The sequence below is a fragment of the Pikeienuella sp. genome, from assembly GCF_046290545.1.
In the GTDB taxonomy this organism is placed as follows: domain Bacteria; phylum Pseudomonadota; class Alphaproteobacteria; order Rhodobacterales; family Rhodobacteraceae; genus Pikeienuella.
The window spans coordinates 40,812-59,352 of the sequence record NZ_JBKAGV010000019.1 but is presented as its reverse complement, the minus strand read 5'-3'; the positions used below and the strand labels follow the sequence as shown (position 1 = coordinate 59,352).

Sequence of the window (18,541 nt, the reverse complement as noted above, 5' to 3'; positions counted from 1 at the left end):
TCCCGCACGGCTTCGACGATCACTCGACGGGCGTGGGCGAGCCGGGCGTGCCGCCCGTCCCGCCCGCCATCGCCAACGGCCTCTTCCACGCCTCCGGCCAGCGCAAGCGGAAGATGCCCTTCACGCTCGAAGCCTGAAGAACGCGGCGCAGCGCCCGCTCGCCGCGCCCCCGAAACCCGCCGCCGCCCCCACGAAAGGGGGCGGCGCCTTCGTCCCGGTCGCATGGTTCGCCAGTCAGGCCCTCGCGAAGCAGCGCACCACGCCGCCGCCGGGCCTCGGCGTCGCCTCGGGGCGTTCGCCCGCGCATCGCGCCTCGGCGACGGGGCAGCGGGGGTGGAAGGCGCAGCCCTTCGGCGGGTCGATCGGGCTCGGCACCTCGCCGGCCATCGGCGCCCTGTCCCGCTGCGGCGCGGCGAGGTCCGGGATCGTGTCGAGGAGGAGGCGGGTATAGGGATGCGAGGGGTTCTCGAAGAGCGCCGCCTTCGGCGCCATCTCCACGATCCGGCCCAGATACATCACCGCGATGACATCCGCCATGTGTCGGACGACCGAGAGATCGTGGCTGATGAAGAGATAGGTGAGCCCGAACTCCGTCTGCAGCCGTTTCATCAGGTTGAGGATCTGCGCCTGCACCGAGACGTCGAGCGCGGAGGTCGGCTCGTCGCAGACGAGAAATTCCGGCTCGCCCGCAAGAGCCCGCGCGATGGAGACGCGCTGCCGCTGCCCGCCGGAAAACTCGTGCGGGAACTTGCGCCCGTCGCGCGGGGAAAGGCCGACCGTCTCCAGCAGCTCGTCGACGCGCTTCGCGACCTCGGGGCCGGGGCGCGCGCGGTTCAGCGTCCGGATCGGTTCGGCCACGATGTCCGCCACCCGCCAGCGCGGGTTGAGGCTGGCGTAGGGGTCCTGAAAGATCATCTGGATGCGCCGCTTGTCCCCCATGAAGGCGATGGAGCCCTCGGTCGGGCGGATGAGCCCGGTCACGAGCTTCGCCACGGTGGACTTGCCGCACCCCGACTCTCCAACCAGCGCGAGCGTCTCCCCGCGGGCGATGCGGAAATCCACGCCGTCCACGGCGTTCAGGATCTGGCGGGGCCGCCTCTCGATCACCCGGTTGAGCCACGGAGCGGAAACGTCGAAGCGGCGATGGAGGCCCGCCGCCTCCACGAGCGTTTCGGTCTTCATGCGGCGGCCCCCCGGTCATCCGCGCCGGCTTCGAGCCAGCAGGCCGAGGCGCCGCCGAAGAGGGGCGGCCGCTCCGTCCGGCACCGCGGCGTCGCGCGCCCGCAGCGCGGGTTGAAGGCGCAGCCGGGCGGGATCGCGTCGAGCCGCGGCATGGAGCCCGGTATCTGCGTCAGCGCCTCCACGTCGCGCCGGAGGCTGGGGATCGAGCCCATCAGGCCCTGCGTATAGGGGTGGCGCGGGCGGCGCACGACCTCGGCCACCGGCCCGATCTCGGCGAGCCGCCCGGCATAGAGCACCGCCACGCGGTCCGCCGTCTCCGCGATCACGCCCATGTCATGCGTCACCAGCATCGCCGCCATCCCGCGCTCGCGGCAGAGCCGCTTCAGGAGGGCTAGGATCTGCGCCTGGATCGAGACGTCGAGCGCAGTGGTCGGCTCGTCCGCGATGATGAGTTCGGGCTCGCCCGCCAGCGCGAGCGCGATGACGATGCGCTGCCGCATGCCGCCGGAGAACTGGTGCGGGTAATGGTCGATCCGGCTCTCCGCCGCCGGGATGCCGACCTCCCGCATCAGGGCGAGCGCACGGGCGCGCGCCTCCGCCTTCCCGAGCCGGAGATGCAGGCGGATCGTCTCCGCCAGCTGCGCGCCGACGGTGAAGAGCGGGTTGAGGCTCGTCAGCGGGTCCTGGAAGATCGCGCCGATCCGCCGGCCCCGTATCGCCTCCAGCGCCCGGTCGGAAAGCCCGTCGATCCGCTCGCCCTTGAGGCGGATCTCCCCCGCCGCGATGCGCCCCGGCGGCTCGATCAGGCCGAGGATGGCCATGCCCGTCATGGACTTCCCCGCCCCGCTCTCGCCCACCACGCCGAGCACCTCGCCGCGCATGATGGAGAGGGAGATGTCGTCGACCGCGACGAGGGCGCCGGCGCGGCTGGGGAACTCGACGCGGAGATTGCGGACCTCGAGCACCGTGTCGCTCATGGCGCGGGCTCCACGGGGAAGGAGGGCTCGAAGATCGCCGAGACCGGCGGGTGGCCGAGCGTCCGCTCCGGATATTTCGCGATGAGCCCGTCGAACTGCGCCTGCGCCCGCGCCATGTCCGCCGCCTCGTCCACGCCGGGGATGAGGCCGCCGGCCATGATCCGCCGCCCCTCCACGAAAACGTCCGAGACGCGGGCGCGCGGCCCTGCGGCGAGGATCGTCTGGATCGGGTCGGGGACGCGGAGCGTGTCGTCCAGCGGGATCACGATGGCGTCCGCCCGCGCGCCCTCCGCCAGCCTCCCGAGGTCGGGGCGGCCGAGCGCGTCCGCGCCGCCCGCCGTCGCCGCGTCCCAGATCTCCCCGGCGCGGAGCGCGAGCGCGTCGCCCTCCGCCAGCCGGCAAAGCATGAGGCCGAGCTGCATGATGTGGATCATGTCGGGCGGCCAGGTGTCCGTCCCCATCCCGACCTTCACCCCCATGTCGATCAGCCGCCTGAGGCTGCGGAGCGCGGAGCCGTGCCGGGCGGAGACGAGCGGGCAATGGACGATGGCGGCGCCGGCGTCCCTCACGATCTCGAAATCGCGGCCCGTCGCCTCCGTGCCGTGTGGCAGGAGCCAGCGCGGGGAGAGGACGCCGAGCTTCTCCAGCCATTCCGCCGGGGTGCAGCCGTGAAGTTCCCGCACGAGCCGGATCTCCGTCGCGCCCTGAAGGCAGTGCTGGCGCACCGGCGCGCCCATTTCCGCGGCGAGGGCGGCGGTGCGGGTCAGCAGCGCTTCGGTGCAGGTCTCGATCCGGTCGGGCGCGAACATGGCCCGGATGCGCCCGCCGGCGCGCCCGTCGATCCGCTTCGCGAAGTCCGCCGCCTCGTCGAGCCCGGCGAGGCCGCGCGCCTCGTCAAAAACGGCGCGGATCTCCCCTGCCGCGTTCACCACCTGCCCGCCCGTCCGGTAGGCCGGGCCGAGCCAGACGCGAAGGCCGAGCGCCTCGGCCGCATCCGCCGCCGCCTCGAACTCGCCCGCGGTCTCCCCCCATTCGCGGTAGAAGAGCGAGGCGATGGGGAGCGCGCTGGTGATCCCGGCCCGGATCAGCGCGGCGAAGGCGAAGCGCTTCTGGAAGGCCAGCTCCGCCTCGGAATACATCTCGTAGGGGCCGCGCGCGACATAGCTGTCGGGCCAGACGCGGCCCTTCGCGGCGCCCGGCCCGTTGTCGAGCCCGAGGATCGTCGTGTCGAGGTCCGAGAGCGCGTCCAGATCGACGAAGCCGGGGGAGATCAGCGCCGGCCCGAAATCGAGCCGCTCCGCCACCTCGCCCGGGAAGCCGTGGCCGACGAAGGCGACCGCGCCGCCCTCGAACACGACCTCGCCGCGCGGCATCAGCCGCCGCCGCCCGCCGGTCTCGGCAAGGAGCCAGTCTGCGGTGAGAAGCGTGCGCCTCACGGCGCCTCGGCGATGCAGACGCCGCCCCGCGCGACGACGCGGCCGCGCTTGACGACGAGCCTCCGCTTCGGGCGGGAGGCGACGGCGTCAGCAATGGCCTCGCCCTCGACCAGAACGCAATCGCCAAGGCAGCCGGGCGCGAGGCCGTAATCCGAGCGCTCCATCACCGCCGCGCCGCCGTAAGTGCAGACGTCGAGCGCCGCCTCGACCTCGTCGTCCCGGCGGAAATTGTTGCGCTGGGCGACGAACATCGCCCGCTCCAGCATGTCCGCGTTGCCCCACGGGCCCCATGTATCCCGGATTCCGTCGCTCCCCGAACAGACGACGACGCCCGCGCGGCGGAGTTCCGCCACGGCGGGCGCCGTCACCGCCGCCGGGCCTGTCGTCATGATGTGGATGCGCGCCTTCGCCAGCCGCTCCGTCAGCTCCGCGACATAGGCGCGGTCCGGCATACCGAGGCAGAAGGCGTGGCTGATCGTGACATGGCCCTGCATGCCGAGCGCCTCCGTCCGCTCGATGATCAGCTCCATGGAGAAGCCGCCCATCGTGTCCCGTTCGTGCAAGTGGATGTCCACCGGCTTGCCGTAGCGCTCCGCGAGGGCGAAGACGAAGTCGAGATGGCCCTTCGGGTCCCGGTCGATCCCGCAGGGGTCGAGCCCGCCGACGACCTCGCAGCCGAGCTTCATCGCCTCCTCCATGAGGTCGGTCGTGCCCGGGCGGATCATCATGCCCGATTGCGGGAAGGCGACGAGCTCGATGTCGATCAGGTCGGCGAGCTTGTCCCGCGTCGCCATGACCCCTTCGATCCCTTCGAGCTTCTGCACGGTGTCCACGTCCACATGGCTGCGGATATGGGTCGAGCCGTTGGCGGCGGAGAGGATCGCCTGCCGTTCCGATTGCCGCTGCGGCTCCATGCCCAGCCGCTTCTTCGACTCGCGCTCGTTCGTGATCTTGTCGATCAGCCGCGGCCCGACCTCGTTGCGATACCACGGCAGCCCGAGCAGCGACTTGTCGAGATGGGTGTGCGCCTCCACGAGGCCGGGAATGAGGAGCGCGCCGCCGCCGTCCTCCGCCGCCACGCCCGCCGGCGCCGCCGCGCCCTCCGGCGCGAAGCGGCCGTCGAGGATCAGCACGTCCCGCGCGGGGCCGGCCATCGGGCGGACGTTCTTCAGGAGGAGGGAAGCGGCCATGGGGTCACCTGAGTTTCGGGTTGAGCGCGTCGCGCAGCCAGTCCCCGATCAGGTTGACCGAGAGGACGATGAGGCAGAGCTGCGCGGCGGGGAAGACGACGACCCACCAGAGGCCGGAAAAGAGGAACTGGTTGCCGACGCGGATCAGCGTCCCGAGCGAAGGCTGGTCGGGCGGCATCCCGACGCCAAGGAAGGAGAGCGTCGCCTCCGCGAGGATCGCGAGCCCGAAATTCAGCGTGGCGGCGACGAGGATCGGCGTCAACGTATTCGGGAGGATGTGATGGAGCATGATCCGCCACGGCTTCACCCGGATCAGCTTCGCCGCCGCCACATAATCCTTCCGTTTCTCCACCATGGCGGAGGCGCGGACGGTGCGGGCGTATTGCACCCATGAGGGCACGGCGATGGCGACGACGAGGATCGCCGCCGCCAGCGTGTCCGAGGCGCCGGGCGGCAGCGCGGCGGAGGCCATCGCGCTGATGAGGATCGCGATGAGGATGAAGGGCATGGAGAGCAGCACGTCCCCGAACCGCATCAGCGCGTCGTCAACCCAGCCGCCGAAATAGCCGGCGACGAGCCCGAGCGTCAGGCCCACGGCGAGGGCGAGCATCACCGAGGCGAAGCCGATCATCAGGGAGACGCGCGAGCCGTAGAGGATGGCGGAGAAGAGGTCGCGCCCCTGCGTGTCGGTGCCGAGGAGCCAGGGCCACTGCCCCCCCTCCTCCCAGACGGGCGGGATCTCCGCATTCATCAGGTCGAGCGCGGCGAGGTCATAGGGGTTCTGCGGCGTCAGCAGCGGCGCCGCGAGGCTCGACAGAACGAGAAGCGCGAGGAGCGCGGAGGCGATCATCGCGGAGGGATGGGCGGTGAAACTCCACCAGAGCTCGCTGTCCCTCAGGCGCCGGCGGGGCGGGGGCGCGGCGGTCTCCGCCATCTCACTTGCCTCCGGCCGGAACGGCGTCATCCCGCAGCCGCGGATCGACGAAGGCGTAGGCGACGTCGACCAGCGTGTTCAGGACCACGAAGATGAAGGAGACGAGCATCAGGTAGGCCGCCATCACCGGGATGTCGACGAAGGTCACCGCCTGGATGAAGAGAAGCCCCATCCCCGGCCACTGGAACACCGTCTCCGTCACCAGCGCGAAGGCGATGAGGTTGCCGATCTGCATGCCCGTCAGCGTGATGACCGGCATGAGGCAGTTGCGGAGCGCATGCCGCCAGTGGATGCGCGCCGCGGGCACGCCGCGGGCGCGGGCGAACTTCACGAAATCGGTCCGCATCGTCTCCAGCATCTCGGCGCGGACGAGGCGCATCACCAGCGTGATCTGGAAGAGCGAGAGCGCGATGGAGGGCAGGATGAGGGCGGCGCGCCCGCTTTCCGTCAGGAATCCTGTGCTCCACCATCCGATATCGACAGTCTCCCCCCGCCCGAAGGCCGGCAGCCAGCCGAGCGTGACGGAGAAGGCGAGGATGAGGAGGATCCCGGTCACGAAGCTCGGCAGCGAGACGCCGACGATCGAGCCGATCTGCAGCGCATCCGCCAGCCTTGAGCGCCGGTGGATCGCCGTCAGCACGCCGAGCGGCACGCCAACGGCGAGCGAGAGGATCGTGGCGACGATCACCAGCTCCAGCGTCGCCGGAAACCGCTCCCCGATCAGGGTCATCACGTCCTGCTGGTTGCGGTAGCTGATGCCGAAATCGCCCTGCGCCGCATTCGCGACGAACCGGAAATACTGGGTGAGGAACCCGTCGTTGAGGCCGAGCCGCTCCCGCAGCTCGTCCCTCTGTTCCTGCGTCGCCTGCTCGTTCACCATCATCTCCACCGGGTCGCCGAAGAACCGGAAGATCAGGAAGGCGAGGAAGGCGACGGCGAGCATCACGAGCGCGGCGTTCGCGGTCCGCTTGATGAGGAAGGCCAGCATCGGCTCGCTCCGCGCTCGCGCTCAGGTCACATCCGCGCGAACCAGAGGCGCGGCTTGTTGTCGGGGAAGAGCGGCATCTCCTTCACCGCGTCGGTGGCGGCCCAGGCCATCGGCTGCTGATGGATCGGGATCATGATCGCCTGATCCTTCACGATCTTCAGCGCCTCCGTCTCCAGCGCAAGCCGCGTCTCCGTGTCGAGCTCCCGCCCGGCCTTCTGCACCAGCGCGTCAAGCTCGGGGAAGGACCAGCCGCCCCAGTTGAACACGCCGGAATTCCCCTCCTTGGTGTGGAAGATCTGGAGGAGCGGCGAATAGGCGTCGAGCATCGGCAGCGTCGCCCAGCCGAGCGTGTAGACGTCGGTCGTCCCGCCCGTGCGCTTCGGGGTCTGCACCGCCCGCGGGGCGATGTCGAGCTTGGGCGAGAGCCCGATGCGGCTCCACATGGAGGCGACCGCCTGGCAGACCTGCTCCTCGTTCACGAGGCCGTCATTGAGGCAGTTGAGCTCGAATTCCAGCCCTTCCGGCACGCCGGCCGCCGCGAGCGCCGCCTTCGCGGCCTCGGGGTCGAAGCCCGGCAGCTCGTCCAGCTCCGGCGCATAGCCGGGGATCGACGGGGCGACGACGGCGCCCGCGATGCGGGACTTGCCGCGCATCACGCGGGCGTGGATCGCGTCGAGGTCGATCGCCTTCCAGAGGGCCTGCCGGACCTCGGGCTTGACGAAGGGGTTGGGCTGGCCGTTGACGAGCGTCTCCCGGAAGGGGAAGCCGAACATCACCGTGCGAAGGTCGACGCCTTCGAGAACGTTGACGTTCGGCGCCGCCTCCAGCCGCGCGAGGTCCTGCACCGGCGCGTTGTCGGTGAAGGAGATCTCGCCCGAGAGGAGCGCGGCGACGCGGGTGGCCGGGGAGTTCACCGGCAGCAGCACGAAGCCGTCGAGATTGTGCTCCGGCTCGTCCCACCAGGCCGGGTTGACGGTGAAGACGGTCTCCGCGTCCGGCTTGCGGCTGACGACGCTGAAGGGGCCGGTGCCGTTCGCGTTGTAGGTCGCGAACCCTTCCACGCCCGCGCCGATATCGGTCGGCAGCTCCGCCTTGTTGGCGACGAGCCAGCCCTTGTCGAAGATGTGGATGTTGGTGAGGTCGTTGAGGAGAAGCGGGTAGGGGCCGTTCAGCGTCACGTCCACCGTCCGGTCGTCCACCACCTTCGAGGAGACATAGGCGGGGAGGTTGCCCTTGAGCGGCGAGGTCTCGTGGCTCACCCGCTCAAGCGACGCGACGACATCTTCCGCCGTGAAATCCGCGCCGTCATGGAACCTGACGCCCTCGCGGAGCGTGAACCGCCAGGTGATCCCGTCCGGCTGGATCTCCCAGGAGGTCGCCAGCGCCGGCTCGATCTTCAGGTCGCGGTCATAGCGGACGAGCCCTTCATAGACGTGGTTCAGCACGTTGATGGTGAAGCTGTCCCCGTAGGAATAGGGATCGAGCGAGCCGATGTCCCGGTTCGCTCCCCAGTTCAGGATGTTGTCCGCGCTCGCGCCCGTGGCGGCGAGCAGGGCCGCGGCGGAGGCGGCGGCGAGCATCCGTCCGATCTTCATCAGCAGGTCCTCTCTGTTGCGGCCCGAATCGCGATCCGACGGGCTTCTCCATATCGGATACAGACGATCCAAAAAATTGTATACTATTTTTTGGGTCCGTTGTATCCGATTGACCGGCCCGGGAATCGGGCCGAAAAGGACCGTATGACCGCTCAAACGCCAGAACCCCCGAGCCTGACCGTCTACAGGCTGCTCCGCCGCGCGATCATCGAGCAGGCGCTCCTGCCGGGCGCGCGCCTGCCGGAGGATGCGATCGGGGAGCAGTTCGGCGTCTCCCGCACGCTGGTGCGCCAGTCGCTCGGCCGGCTGGAGGCGGAGGGGCTGGTGGAGACGCGGCGCAACCGCGGCGCCTTCGTCGCCGAGCCCTCGCTGGAGGAGGCGAAGCAGATCTTCGAGGTGCGCCATGTGCTCGAACGGGACGTGATAGACCGGCTGATCCGCCGCATCTCCGTGATCGGGCTCGACTCGCTGGAGGCGCATGTCGTCCAGGAGGAGCGGGTGAGGGGCAAGAACGGCCCCGTCTCGATCCGCCTCGCGGGCGAGTTCCACATCCTCCTCGCGGAGCTTTCGGGGAACGCCGTGCTCGCGCGCTACGTGTCGGAGCTCGTCTCGCGCTGTTCGCTCATCCTCGCGATGTATCGCCGCCGCCACTCGACGGATTGCGCGGTGGACGAGCACCGCCAGATCATCCGCGCGCTCCGCGAGCGTGATCCGGAGGCGGCGAAGAAGATCATGGATGACCATCTCGGGGCCGTCGCCGGCCGCGCCGAGCTGGAGGCTCCGGGAGAGGACCTTGAAACGGTCCTCGCCCGCTACGGGCGGGAGATGACGGGGTGACGCATCGGCTCTTCGACTTCGCGGCGATGCCGCCGCGCGACGTCTACAAGCTCCTGATCGGCACGGTCGTGCCCCGGCCCATCGCCTGGGTGACGACGAGGAGCCCGGAGGGCGTGGCGAACGCGGCGCCCTACAGCTTCTTCAACTGCCTCTCCTCCGACCCGCCGATCCTCGCCCTCGGGGTCGAGAACAGGGACCAGCAGCGCTTCAAGGACACCGCCTGGAACATCCGCATGACGGAGGAATTCACCGTCAACATCGTCGACATGGCGAACATGGACGCGATGAACGTCACCGCCACGCCCTTCGCGCCGGAGGTCGACGAGCTGGAGATGGCCGGCCTGACCGCCGCGCCGGGGCTGAAGGTCTCCTGCCCGCGGATCGCGGAGGCTCCGGTCGCCTTCGAATGCCGCCGCCATGTCGGGATCGAGATCGGCCGCTCGCGGGAGATCATCCTCGGAGAGGTGCTCTGCGCCCATGTGCGGGAGGGGCTGACGGACCCGGCGCGGCTCCATACCGACCCGCTGAAGCTCGACGCGGTCGGCCGGATGGGCGGCCACGGCTATTCCCGCACGCGGGATTGCTTCGATCTTCCGACCATGAGCGTCGCGGAGTTCGAGGCCTCCCCCCTCGCCGCGCGGCGCCGCGCGGGGTGACGGCGTGGTTGATGCGCGCCGCCTCCTCATCCTCAACCCGAACACGAGCGCGGCCCTCACCGCCCGGCTCCTCGCGCGCGCGCGCCAGATTGCGCCCGACTGGGTGGCGCTGGAGGCCCTGACCGCCGAGGAAGGGCCGGACTACATCCGTGACGCCGAAGACCTCGCGCGCGCGGAGGCGACGGTCGCGCGCATGGCGGGCCGCCTCGCGGGCGCGCCGCCGGACGCAATCCTGCTCGCCTGCTTCGGCGACCCGGGGGTGGAGGCCGCGAGCCGGGCGCTTGGCAGACCCGTGATCGGCATGGCCGCTGCGTCCTGCGCGGCGGCGGCGGCCGGCGGGCGGCCCTTCTCTCTCGTGACGGGCGGGCGCGCCTGGGGGCCGATCCTCGAGGATTTCGTCGAAAGGCGCGGTCTCGGGCGCCGTCTTGTCTCCGTCGAGACGCTTGAAATGACGGGCGACGCCCTCTCCGCCGATCCTTCCGCGGCGCTGGAGGCGCTCGGCGCGGCGGCGGAGGCCGGCGCCGCCAAGGGCGCGGAGGCGGTGGTGATCGGCGGGGCGGGCGTCGCCGGCCTCGCATCCGCCATGCCCCCGCGCGAAGGCGTCGAGATACTCGATTCGCTCGATTGCGCGCTTGCGGCGGCGTTCAAGGCGCTGGAATCCGCGCAGGGGAAGGCCTGAAAGCCGCGGCGCGGCCCTCCCCCCGCGCCGCGCCCTACGCCGTCAGCAGCGCGTCGAACACGAACCGGTCTTCCGTCAGGTCCGCGGCGGAGAGGCCCTCGAACGGCCTCAGCCGCACGATCTCGCCCGGCTCGCCGCGAACCGTGATCAGCCCGCCCGCCTCCGATATGTCGAGGTCGTCGAAACCGCCGAGGCCCCAGGCCGAGACGTCGATCACATCCTCGCCCGCCGCGAAATCCGCGATCACGCCGCCGGCGCCCTCGCGGATCACGAACCGGTCCGCGCCGCCCTGGCCGAAGAGAGTGTTGAGCCCGCTGTCGTTCACGATCACGTCGTCGCCGGACCGGCCGTAGATCGTCTCGCTTCCGAAGGGCTCCGTTCCGGTCACGGTCAGGTTCCGGACGGGCGCGAAGATGAAGTTCTCCGCCGTGAAGTCCGCGGCGGAGAGACGGTCGCCCCGCTCGTGGTGGAAGCTCATGTTCCCGCTCGCCGCGTCGAGGATCGTGACGAGCGTCGCGCCCTGCGCCGCGTTCACCCGGTCGAAGATCGCCAGCTCCGCGAAGGACTGGACGCCCCAGGCCGAGACGTCCAGCACATCCAGCGAGGCGTCGAAGCGGCGGAGCTGGTCGCCCTCGCCATCGCCGAGAACGAAGGTGTCCGCTCCGCTCCCGCCGACATAGACGTCCCGCCCGGCGCCGCCGTCGATGATCGCGCCGCCGGGGGGCGCCACGAGCCTGTCGCCGCCCGGCCCGCCGACGATCACGGGCCGGTCGTCATCCCCGACGCCCGTGATCGTGACAATGACCTCCGCCGTGCTCTCCGCCCCGCTTCCGTCCCGGATCGTGTAGAAGAAGCTGTCCGTCGCGGTCTGGCCCGCCCGGAGATCGTCGAACGCTCCGTTCGGATCGTAGGCGAAGGTCCCGTCGCCATTGTCGGTCACGAGACCGCGCGTTTCGCTCGTATCGGCGGCGACGATGAGGATGGTGTCGCCCGCATCGGGGTCGAAGTCGTTGGCGAGGACATTCCCGGTCACGAAGGCCGCATTCGCCGCGGTCTCGAACATGTCGTCCACCGCGACAGGCGCGTCGCCCGCGGCGACGACCGTCAGGACGACGCGGCCGAAGCTCGTCTCCCCCTCCGCCTCCACGCCGAAGACGAAACTGTCTTCCCCCGCAAAATCCGCATCGGGCCGATAGGTGAAGCCGCCATCCGGCGCGAGGTCGAGCAGGCCGGAGGAGGGCCCGCCGTCGAAGGGGAGGAACACGGCCCCGCCCGGGAGGGTTCCGGTCAGCAGCCCGTCCTCCGCCACGGTGAAGCCGAGCGTGAGCGGCCCTTCAGGCTCCGCCATCGGCGCTTCGGCGGCGGAGAGGAAGAGCGCGGTGTCGAGCGCGCCGTCGCGCCTGTCCTCCAGCACGATCTCGAGCCGGTTCAGGCCGTCCACGATGAAGCCCTCGACCGAGAAGGCCTGGGAGAACGCATCGGCCCGCGTGGCGCCCGGCCCGGTGATCTGGCTGTCCACGAGGTTGAGGACGAGATCGGGGTGAACGTCTCCGACCGCCGAGGGCGAGAGCCGTTCGAGCGTCGCCGCATGGCCGTCGCTCAGATACGCCGCCTGATGGCCGTTGAGGCGGATCGAGACGGAATCCTGCAGGGCCGTGCCGGAAAACTCCCGTATCTCCTCCGAGGCGAGCGCCGCCTCGAGGAGCCGCACGAAGCGCGGCGCGGCGTCCCCTTCGCCGCCCGCCCCGAAGTCGACGGTGAACTCGACCGTGATCGCGATGCGGTCGTCCGCCGCGCCCGGCGCGCCGAAATCGGTGGAGAGGTCGCCCGGCGGGTCCAGCGGCTCGGTCGAGGCGGTGATCCGCCCCTCGAACCGCTCGGAGCCGCCCGCCTCCGCCACGATCAGCCAGGCCGGCTGGTCCGCCGGCAGCGTGTCGGTGAACTGGAGGCCGAGCGCGCCGCCGTCCCCGAGGCTGAGGAAGCCGGTCTCCCCGTTGAAGTCGAACCGGCCGAGCGTCGCCGCGCCCTCGTCCACGAAGCCGCCGCGGGAGCCCGCCGCGTCCGGCCCTTCGGAGACGGTTCCGGGCGTCCCCTCGTCCGCCGGGTCGAAGCTGCGGAGCGCGCCCTGCGTGAACTTCACCCCCGCCGGCGAGAAATCCAGCAGGTCGAGCCGGGGGAGGATTGAGGGATCGTTCAGCGCGGCCATGTCGCCGCCCGTCAGCGCGAAGATGTCGTCGAAATCCGCCGTGGTGATCGCGATCCCCGCGATGTCGGCGCCCGAGCGCGCGCCCGAGGCCCCGCCGACGCCGTCATCGTCGTCCCGGAGGATGAGCGAGCGCATGGGGAGCGGCACGGCGCCGAGATCGGCGCGGTAGAAGGTCGTCACCGACCCGTCGAGGTTCAGCTGCCCGATCCGCTCGAAGCCGAGGTCGACGGAGCGGCCGCCCGAGAGGAAGGAGCGGATGCCGCCATCCTCCTCGTTCAGCCCCGGCAGGTCTTCCGCGATCCCGATCGAGAGGACGATTCCCTCGATCAGCGCGGGCGCGTTCTCGAAGGTCCCGAACCCGCGGGCGTCCCCCTCCCGCCGTGTGTCGAAGCTGCTTTCGCTGATGATGAAGCCCTGCGCGCTGAGCGACTCGACGAGGAGCCGGGCGAGGCTCGTCGCGCCGAAGCCCTGCTCCACGATGAAGTCGCCCTCCGTGCTTCCCTCGCCCTCGCCGCCCCCCTCGCCGCCGCTCAGGTCGTCCACCGTGAGCGTGCGGAGCCGGTCCGGGCTCATGTCGGAAAGCGCCGTCTGGAAGTCGGTGCGCCCGCGAGAGAGCGTCGCGCTCGCCGCCGCCGCTCCGGCGAGCCCGCCGGGCCCGCCGAAACCGCCGCCGCTCCCGTCGCCAGGCGAGCCGATATCGCCGGGGCCGGCGGTGACCGTCACATAGGTGAAATCGTCGCTTTCGAGGTCGAGCGGGCCGGAGAACCCGTCCAGCCGCGCGATCAGCGTCGTCGCCTCATCCCCGACCCGGAAGATCCCGACCTGCCCTCCGAAGCCGAAGAGCTGGTAGTCGTCGGCGGAGCCCGTGAGCTGGATCCGGTCGATCCCGCTTTCGAAATCGCGGATCACCGCGAGGTCGGGCGCGCCGGCGCCCTCGAACTCCTCGCCGTAATGGAGGCCCGTCCGGTCCCCCAGCACGAAGAGATCGGCGCCGGCGCCGGCGGTCAGGTCGTCCGTGCCGTCAACGCGCCCGGCGAGGCCGCCCTGCAGGCGGTCATCCCCCGTTCCGCCGATCAGCGTGTCCGACCCGGCGCCGCCGAAGAGGGAATCGGGGCCGTTGAAGCCTTCGAGCAGGTCGTCCCCGTCCAGCCCGCGCAGCGTGTCGCCCTGAAGGTCGTAGAAGGGATCGTCGAAGCCGCGGATCACGTCATTCTGCGCCGTGCCGATGATGTTGGCGTACTCGATGTCGATGGCGCTGACGAAATCGAGAAGCTGCCCGGCGTCCCCCCCCGCGCTGTTCCGCTGGAAACCCCGCCCCTCGCCCTCCGCGAGGGTGATGACGCCGGCGCCCGTCTCATCCGTGGAGAAATCGAGGATGAGGAGATCCGCATCCGTGAGGTCCGCCGGGTCGAGCGGCGTCTCGCCGCCCAGCACGAGATCAAACCCGAGCCCCGGCGCCAGCGTGTCGTCCCCGCCGCCGCCGCGGAAGTCGTTGTTGATGCGGCCGCCCTGCGCGAACTCGTCGGAGAAGGCGGTGCCGACCACCGTTCCGATGAACTCGAACCCGGTCACATGCCCGCCGCTGCTGAAGCTGAGGACCTGATCGAACCGCTGCATCTCCGGCGCGTCGAAGACGAGCCGCGCCGCATCCGGCGCCTCCGCGAGGGAGATCGAGAGCCCGTCCACCCCGAGCCCGCCGTCGATGACGAAGAACCCGCCCCCGCCAACCTCGCCCGGGGGCTCGCCCTGTTCGAACTGCGCGAAGACGAGGTCGTCGCCTTCCCCGGCGAGGATGATGTCATCCCCAAGCCCTGCGAGGATCACGTCCCCCCCGCCGCCGCCGAAGATCGTGTCGTCGAAATCCCCGGTCACGATCACGTCGCCGCGGAGCGTGCCGCTGATCTCGAACCGCTCGATCCCGTCGAACTCGACCGCCGAAGCCGGGCCGCCGGGGAAGAAGCCGGCGCGCCCGTCCGTCTCCGAGCCCTCGTCGAAGAGGATCGCGAAGCCGACCGGAACGTCGAGCGCGCTGTAGTCGAGCCGGAGCACATCCACCCCGCCCCCGCCAGAGACGCGATCCGGCCCGAGGCCGAACTCGACCGTTCCGGGGTCGAGGACGTTGTTCCCGTCATCGCCGGCCAGCGTGTCCGCAAAGCGGGTGCCGAGGATGTTCTCGAAGCCCGAGATCACGTCCCCCTCCGCGTCGCCGCCTTGCCCGGAGCCCGGGAGCGGCGGGCCCTCCGGGTTCGGCGTCGCCAGCGAAACGCGGACGCCCGCGCCGGAGGCGGAATAGTCGAGCCAGTCGGTTCCCTGGTCGCCTTCCAGCATGTCGGCGCCCGCGCCGCCCGCCACCGTGTCGTCCCCCGCGAAGGCGCGGATCGTGTCGTCGCCCGCGCCGCCCTCGATCCGGTTCGCGCCGAGATCGCCGCCGAGATCGTCGCCGAAATCGGAGCCGCGCAGATCCTCGAAACTGCTCTGGAAGGGGGAGCGCGCCTCCCTGTCGGGCCGGAACAGCCCACCGGCGATCTCGTCCCCGTTCTCCAGCCCGTCGGAATAGAGCGCCGTCGCCAGCCGCGCGATGACGGGGCCGCCCGCCTTCTCGTAGCTCAGGAGGTCCCTGTCCCGCTCCCCGGCGATGGCGCCGCCGCCGTCGAGCCGGTCGCCGTCGCCGAGGGCGAAGATCGTGTCGCTCCCGCCGCCGCCCCTCACATCGTCCTGCCCGCCCCGGCCTTCGAGGAGGTCGTCGCCTGCGAAACCGTCGATCAGGTTCTCGCCCTCGTCGCCCGAAAGGCTGTCTGCCTCCATCGAGCCCTGCACGCCCTCGATCCGGTCGAGAAGGTCGCCCGTCGCGTCCGCGCCGAAGGCGAGGCCGGAGGCGAGATCGACGGAGACGCCGCCGAAGGAATTCACATAACTCGCGAGGTCCCGCCCGCCGCGCCCGATCATCAGGTCGGCGCCGGCGCCGCCGATGAGGTAGTCGTCCCCTTCGCCGCCGATGAGCTGGTCGTCCCCCTCCTCGCCGTCGAGCGAGCTGGAGGCGCCGTCATCGCCCGAGAGCACGTCGTCGAAGCGCGTGCCGATCAGGTATTCGACATTGGTGAGCGTGTCCCCCTCCGCGAGGCCGCCGGAGCCGAGCACGTCCCCGCCCTGGCGGATCAGGGTCACGCCCACTTCCGAGGCGGAATAGTCCACCTGGTCATAGCCGACGCCGCCCTCGATCCGGTCCGCGCCGATCCCTGCGCGGATCACGTCGTCGCCCGAGCCGCCGTTCAGCGTGTTGGAGCCGCCGCCGCCGGGGTTGATGACGTCGTCCCCCGCGCCGCCTTCGAGGAGGTCGTCAAGATCGCCGCCGATCAGGATGTCGTCCCCGTCGCCGCCGTTGAAATCCGCGACAAGCGCGATTCCGGGCGCGAGGGAGAGGACGTCATTCCCGTCCCCGCCGTCGCCCCGCACGGTGGAGAGCCCGGCCTCGTCGAAGAGCTCGGCCACCCCGAAGGCGTTGACCTGAAGGCGCGTCGGGTCGAAGGGCGGGTCCTGCTCCTCGCCCTCCTCCGGCTGGGTCATGCGGGTGACGGAGAAGGTCTCGTCGATATCGTCGTCCTGCGCGTCCGGCAGGTTGCGGAGATCGGCGCGGTCCTCGCCCATGTTCAGCCGCAGCTCGCCTTCGGGCACGCCCGTTCCCGGCCCGCCGATCGTGGCGAGGCCGCCGTCGTCGATCACCGGGATGTCGCGCCCGTGAGCGGTGGAGCAGTTCACCGCGAAATTGGCGATCTCGACCTCCGCGATGGAGACGACGCGCTTCCATTCGAAGGGGCGTATCCCGATGGAGAAGGTGAGCCGCAGCCCGGCGTCGAGCGCGCCGGTCAGCTCGTCGAAGAGGCAGGGGAGAGCAAGGCTGTCCACATGGGTCAGCCCGTCGCCCGGATTCTCGTCGTTCACGTCGCCGAGCCCGGCCGAGATCTCGCCGAGGATGCCGCCGTCGACCGTCACTCTCAGGCCGGGGACGGAGACGCCGAACCCCGCGCCGAGATCGGCGACGAACGCCGCCAGCGGCAGCCGCCCGCCCATCCCGTCCATCGGCGTCGTGAGGTAGAGCGAATCCGCCGGGTTCGCGCTTCCATTGATGAGGCCGCGCGTGGAGATTCCGGCGCCGATGCGGAAATCCGCCTGGAAGCCGCCCTCGATCACCGCCGCGAAGGGGCCGACGGGGATGCTGAAGAAGAAGCTCGCCTGCTCCCGGTCCAGCCCGAACTCGGGCAGGATGAACTCGACGAGCGGCGCCGGCTGCTCGAAGAAGCCGGAAAAGAGGATCAGCCCCGCCAGCTCCGGCGCGGAGGATGTCAGCAGCGGAAAGCTGAGCCCGCCGCCCTCCAGCGCGCCGACCTGCCCGATCAGGCCGCCGAAGAGATCGCCGGGCAGGAGCGAGGGGTCGAAGCCGTCGAAGTCGAAGGCCGATCCGATCCCCGCGCCGGTCCCCCCGCCGGCCAGCGCGTCGAGCGCCTCCGCCGAGAATTCGATGTCGCCGACCTCGAAGGCCGCGCCCGAGGCGAGGTCGCTGATCGTCTGGAGCGCGAGGGCGACATCCGCCACGACCTCGATGAAGGAGAAGTCGGTCTCTCCGTTCGCGAAGAGCTGGAGAAGATCGTTGAGCGTCACGTCGCCGTCTTCGATCACGTCTAGGAAGGGGAGCGTCTCCCCCAGCGGGTCGAGGAGCGGCAGCGGGCGGCTCAGCAGCCGCACGACCGGGCCGAGCGGGAAGGCGGAGACGATATTGTCGAGGGGGCCGAGGACGCCGCCGAGGAGATCGTCGAGCGCGTCGATCCCGATGGAGACGCCGCGCACCGCGACGCCCTCGATCCCGCCGATCACGCCCTCTCCCGCGCCGCCATAATCGATGACGAGATCGCCGGAGATCGAGGGCAGGAACGGGCTCGCGAACCCGGCTTCGAGCGCGATGGCGAGCCCTGCGTCGAACCCGAATGTCGCCTCTGGCGCGAGCGCGCCAATCTCGCCCCCGTCGATGTCGAGCGTGAGGTCGAGCGCGGCGCCGTTCAGCCCCTCGGCCAGCGCCGCCGAGGCGGAGACGGGGCCGAGCGAAAGCTCGGACGAGAGGCTTCCGGGGTCCAGCGTCGCGCCGATGCTGAGACGCATGTCGGCGGCGGAGGACGTGTCGGCAAGCGAAAGCGCGCCCGTCTCCGCGTCGAAGAACACCGCGAAATCGAGCGCCGCCGTCGCCGTCAGATCGAGCGCCCCGTCCAGCGCGAGGCCGAGCGCCCCGGCGCCGAGCGCGCCGGAAAGCGCGCCCGCCTCCGTCCGCCCGAGCGGCGCCTCCCGCTCCGCCGTAAGCTGGATCGTCACCCCGCCCGCGCCGGCCGTCGCGGAGACGCCTTCGATCCCCGCTCCGTTCAACGCGGCGGCGAGGAGCGCGGAGAGGTCGTCTTCCGGCCCGGCCTCGACGCCGTCGAGCGCGGCCCCGATCTCCGCGAGGAGATCCTCCAGCGGCGCCGCCGTCCCGTCGAGCAGCGGGTCGAGCGCGCCGATCAGCGCGGCCTCCCGCCCGGCGAATTCGGTGCTGGCGCGCGCCTGCAACTCGTCGAAGAGCGCGCCGAGCGCGGCGGAGAGGGCGGGAGCGGAGGTCATCGCCGGCCCTCCAAGGCGAGAGAGGGGGCGGGCAGAAACGGCTGAGCCTGACGCATGACGCGATCCTCTTGCGACGTCGACAAACCCACCTGCCGATTGGTTAACCGATGGCGCCGGCCCGGTCCTGAGCATGTTCTGAGCGAATTCTGAGCAGGGGCCGAAGCCCGCGCTGGACGCTTCCGGGGGCCGGCGATACCGTTCCCCGCCGTGTCGCGTTCGCA

At 70.8% G+C, this 18,541-nt stretch carries 11 protein-coding genes; 3 read left to right on the top strand and 8 right to left on the bottom strand.

Annotated elements, in window-relative coordinates; all coding sequences use genetic code 11:
• Nucleotides 1-234: 234 nt before the first annotated feature.
• The 7 genes from ACE37J_RS22165 to ACE37J_RS22135 are packed head-to-tail and all read right to left on the bottom strand — an operon-like array spanning nt 235 to nt 8,302.
• The gene (locus ACE37J_RS22165) at nt 235-1,182 is read right to left on the bottom strand and encodes an ABC transporter ATP-binding protein (RefSeq protein WP_409716199.1); all 948 of its coding nucleotides are present in this window, start codon (nt 1,180-1,182) and stop codon (nt 235-237) included.
• A complete protein-coding gene (locus tag ACE37J_RS22160) occupies nt 1,179-2,159 on the bottom strand; it encodes an ABC transporter ATP-binding protein (RefSeq protein WP_409716196.1) in 981 nt (326 codons plus the stop codon). Before ACE37J_RS22160 ends, ACE37J_RS22165 begins: the two co-directional genes overlap by 4 nt.
• A complete protein-coding gene (locus tag ACE37J_RS22155) occupies nt 2,156-3,595 on the bottom strand; it encodes a chlorohydrolase family protein (protein WP_409716193.1) in 1,440 nt (479 codons plus the stop codon). The genes ACE37J_RS22160 and ACE37J_RS22155 overlap by 4 nt, the downstream gene beginning before the upstream one ends.
• Complete coding sequence (locus tag ACE37J_RS22150; RefSeq protein WP_409716191.1) at nt 3,592-4,785, bottom strand: amidohydrolase family protein; 1,194 nt, start codon at nt 4,783-4,785, stop codon at nt 3,592-3,594. The genes ACE37J_RS22155 and ACE37J_RS22150 overlap by 4 nt, the downstream gene beginning before the upstream one ends.
• Before the next feature lie 4 nt (nt 4,786-4,789).
• Nucleotides 4,790-5,719, bottom strand: coding sequence for an ABC transporter permease (locus ACE37J_RS22145; RefSeq protein ID WP_409716188.1), 930 nt, complete (start codon nt 5,717-5,719; stop codon nt 4,790-4,792).
• Nucleotide 5,720: 1 nt separating this feature from the next.
• Nucleotides 5,721-6,707 (bottom strand): ABC transporter permease, encoded by a 987-nt coding sequence (locus ACE37J_RS22140; RefSeq protein ID WP_409716185.1) that lies wholly within the window; start codon nt 6,705-6,707, stop codon nt 5,721-5,723.
• Nucleotides 6,708-6,733: 26 nt separating this feature from the next.
• Nucleotides 6,734-8,302 (bottom strand): ABC transporter substrate-binding protein, encoded by a 1,569-nt coding sequence (locus ACE37J_RS22135; RefSeq protein WP_409716182.1) that lies wholly within the window; start codon nt 8,300-8,302, stop codon nt 6,734-6,736.
• Nucleotides 8,303-8,446: 144 nt separating this feature from the next.
• On the opposite strand from ACE37J_RS22135, the gene ACE37J_RS22130 reads away from it, so the two are divergent.
• From ACE37J_RS22130 to ACE37J_RS22120, 3 genes are read left to right on the top strand one after another with little or no spacing between them, the layout of a single operon-like run.
• Nucleotides 8,447-9,139, top strand: coding sequence for a GntR family transcriptional regulator (locus tag ACE37J_RS22130; RefSeq protein WP_409716179.1), 693 nt, complete (start codon nt 8,447-8,449; stop codon nt 9,137-9,139).
• A complete protein-coding gene (locus tag ACE37J_RS22125) occupies nt 9,136-9,795 on the top strand; it encodes a flavin reductase family protein (protein ID WP_409716176.1) in 660 nt (219 codons plus the stop codon). Before ACE37J_RS22130 ends, ACE37J_RS22125 begins: the two co-directional genes overlap by 4 nt.
• Before the next feature lie 4 nt (nt 9,796-9,799).
• A complete protein-coding gene (locus ACE37J_RS22120) occupies nt 9,800-10,474 on the top strand; it encodes an aspartate/glutamate racemase family protein (RefSeq protein ID WP_409716173.1) in 675 nt (224 codons plus the stop codon).
• Nucleotides 10,475-10,508: 34 nt separating this feature from the next.
• Here the strand turns inward: ACE37J_RS22120 and ACE37J_RS22115 are convergent, their stop codons facing one another.
• A complete protein-coding gene (locus ACE37J_RS22115; protein ID WP_409716171.1) occupies nt 10,509-18,320 on the bottom strand; it encodes an Ig-like domain-containing protein in 7,812 nt (2,603 codons plus the stop codon).
• Nucleotides 18,321-18,541: the final 221 nt, after the last annotated feature.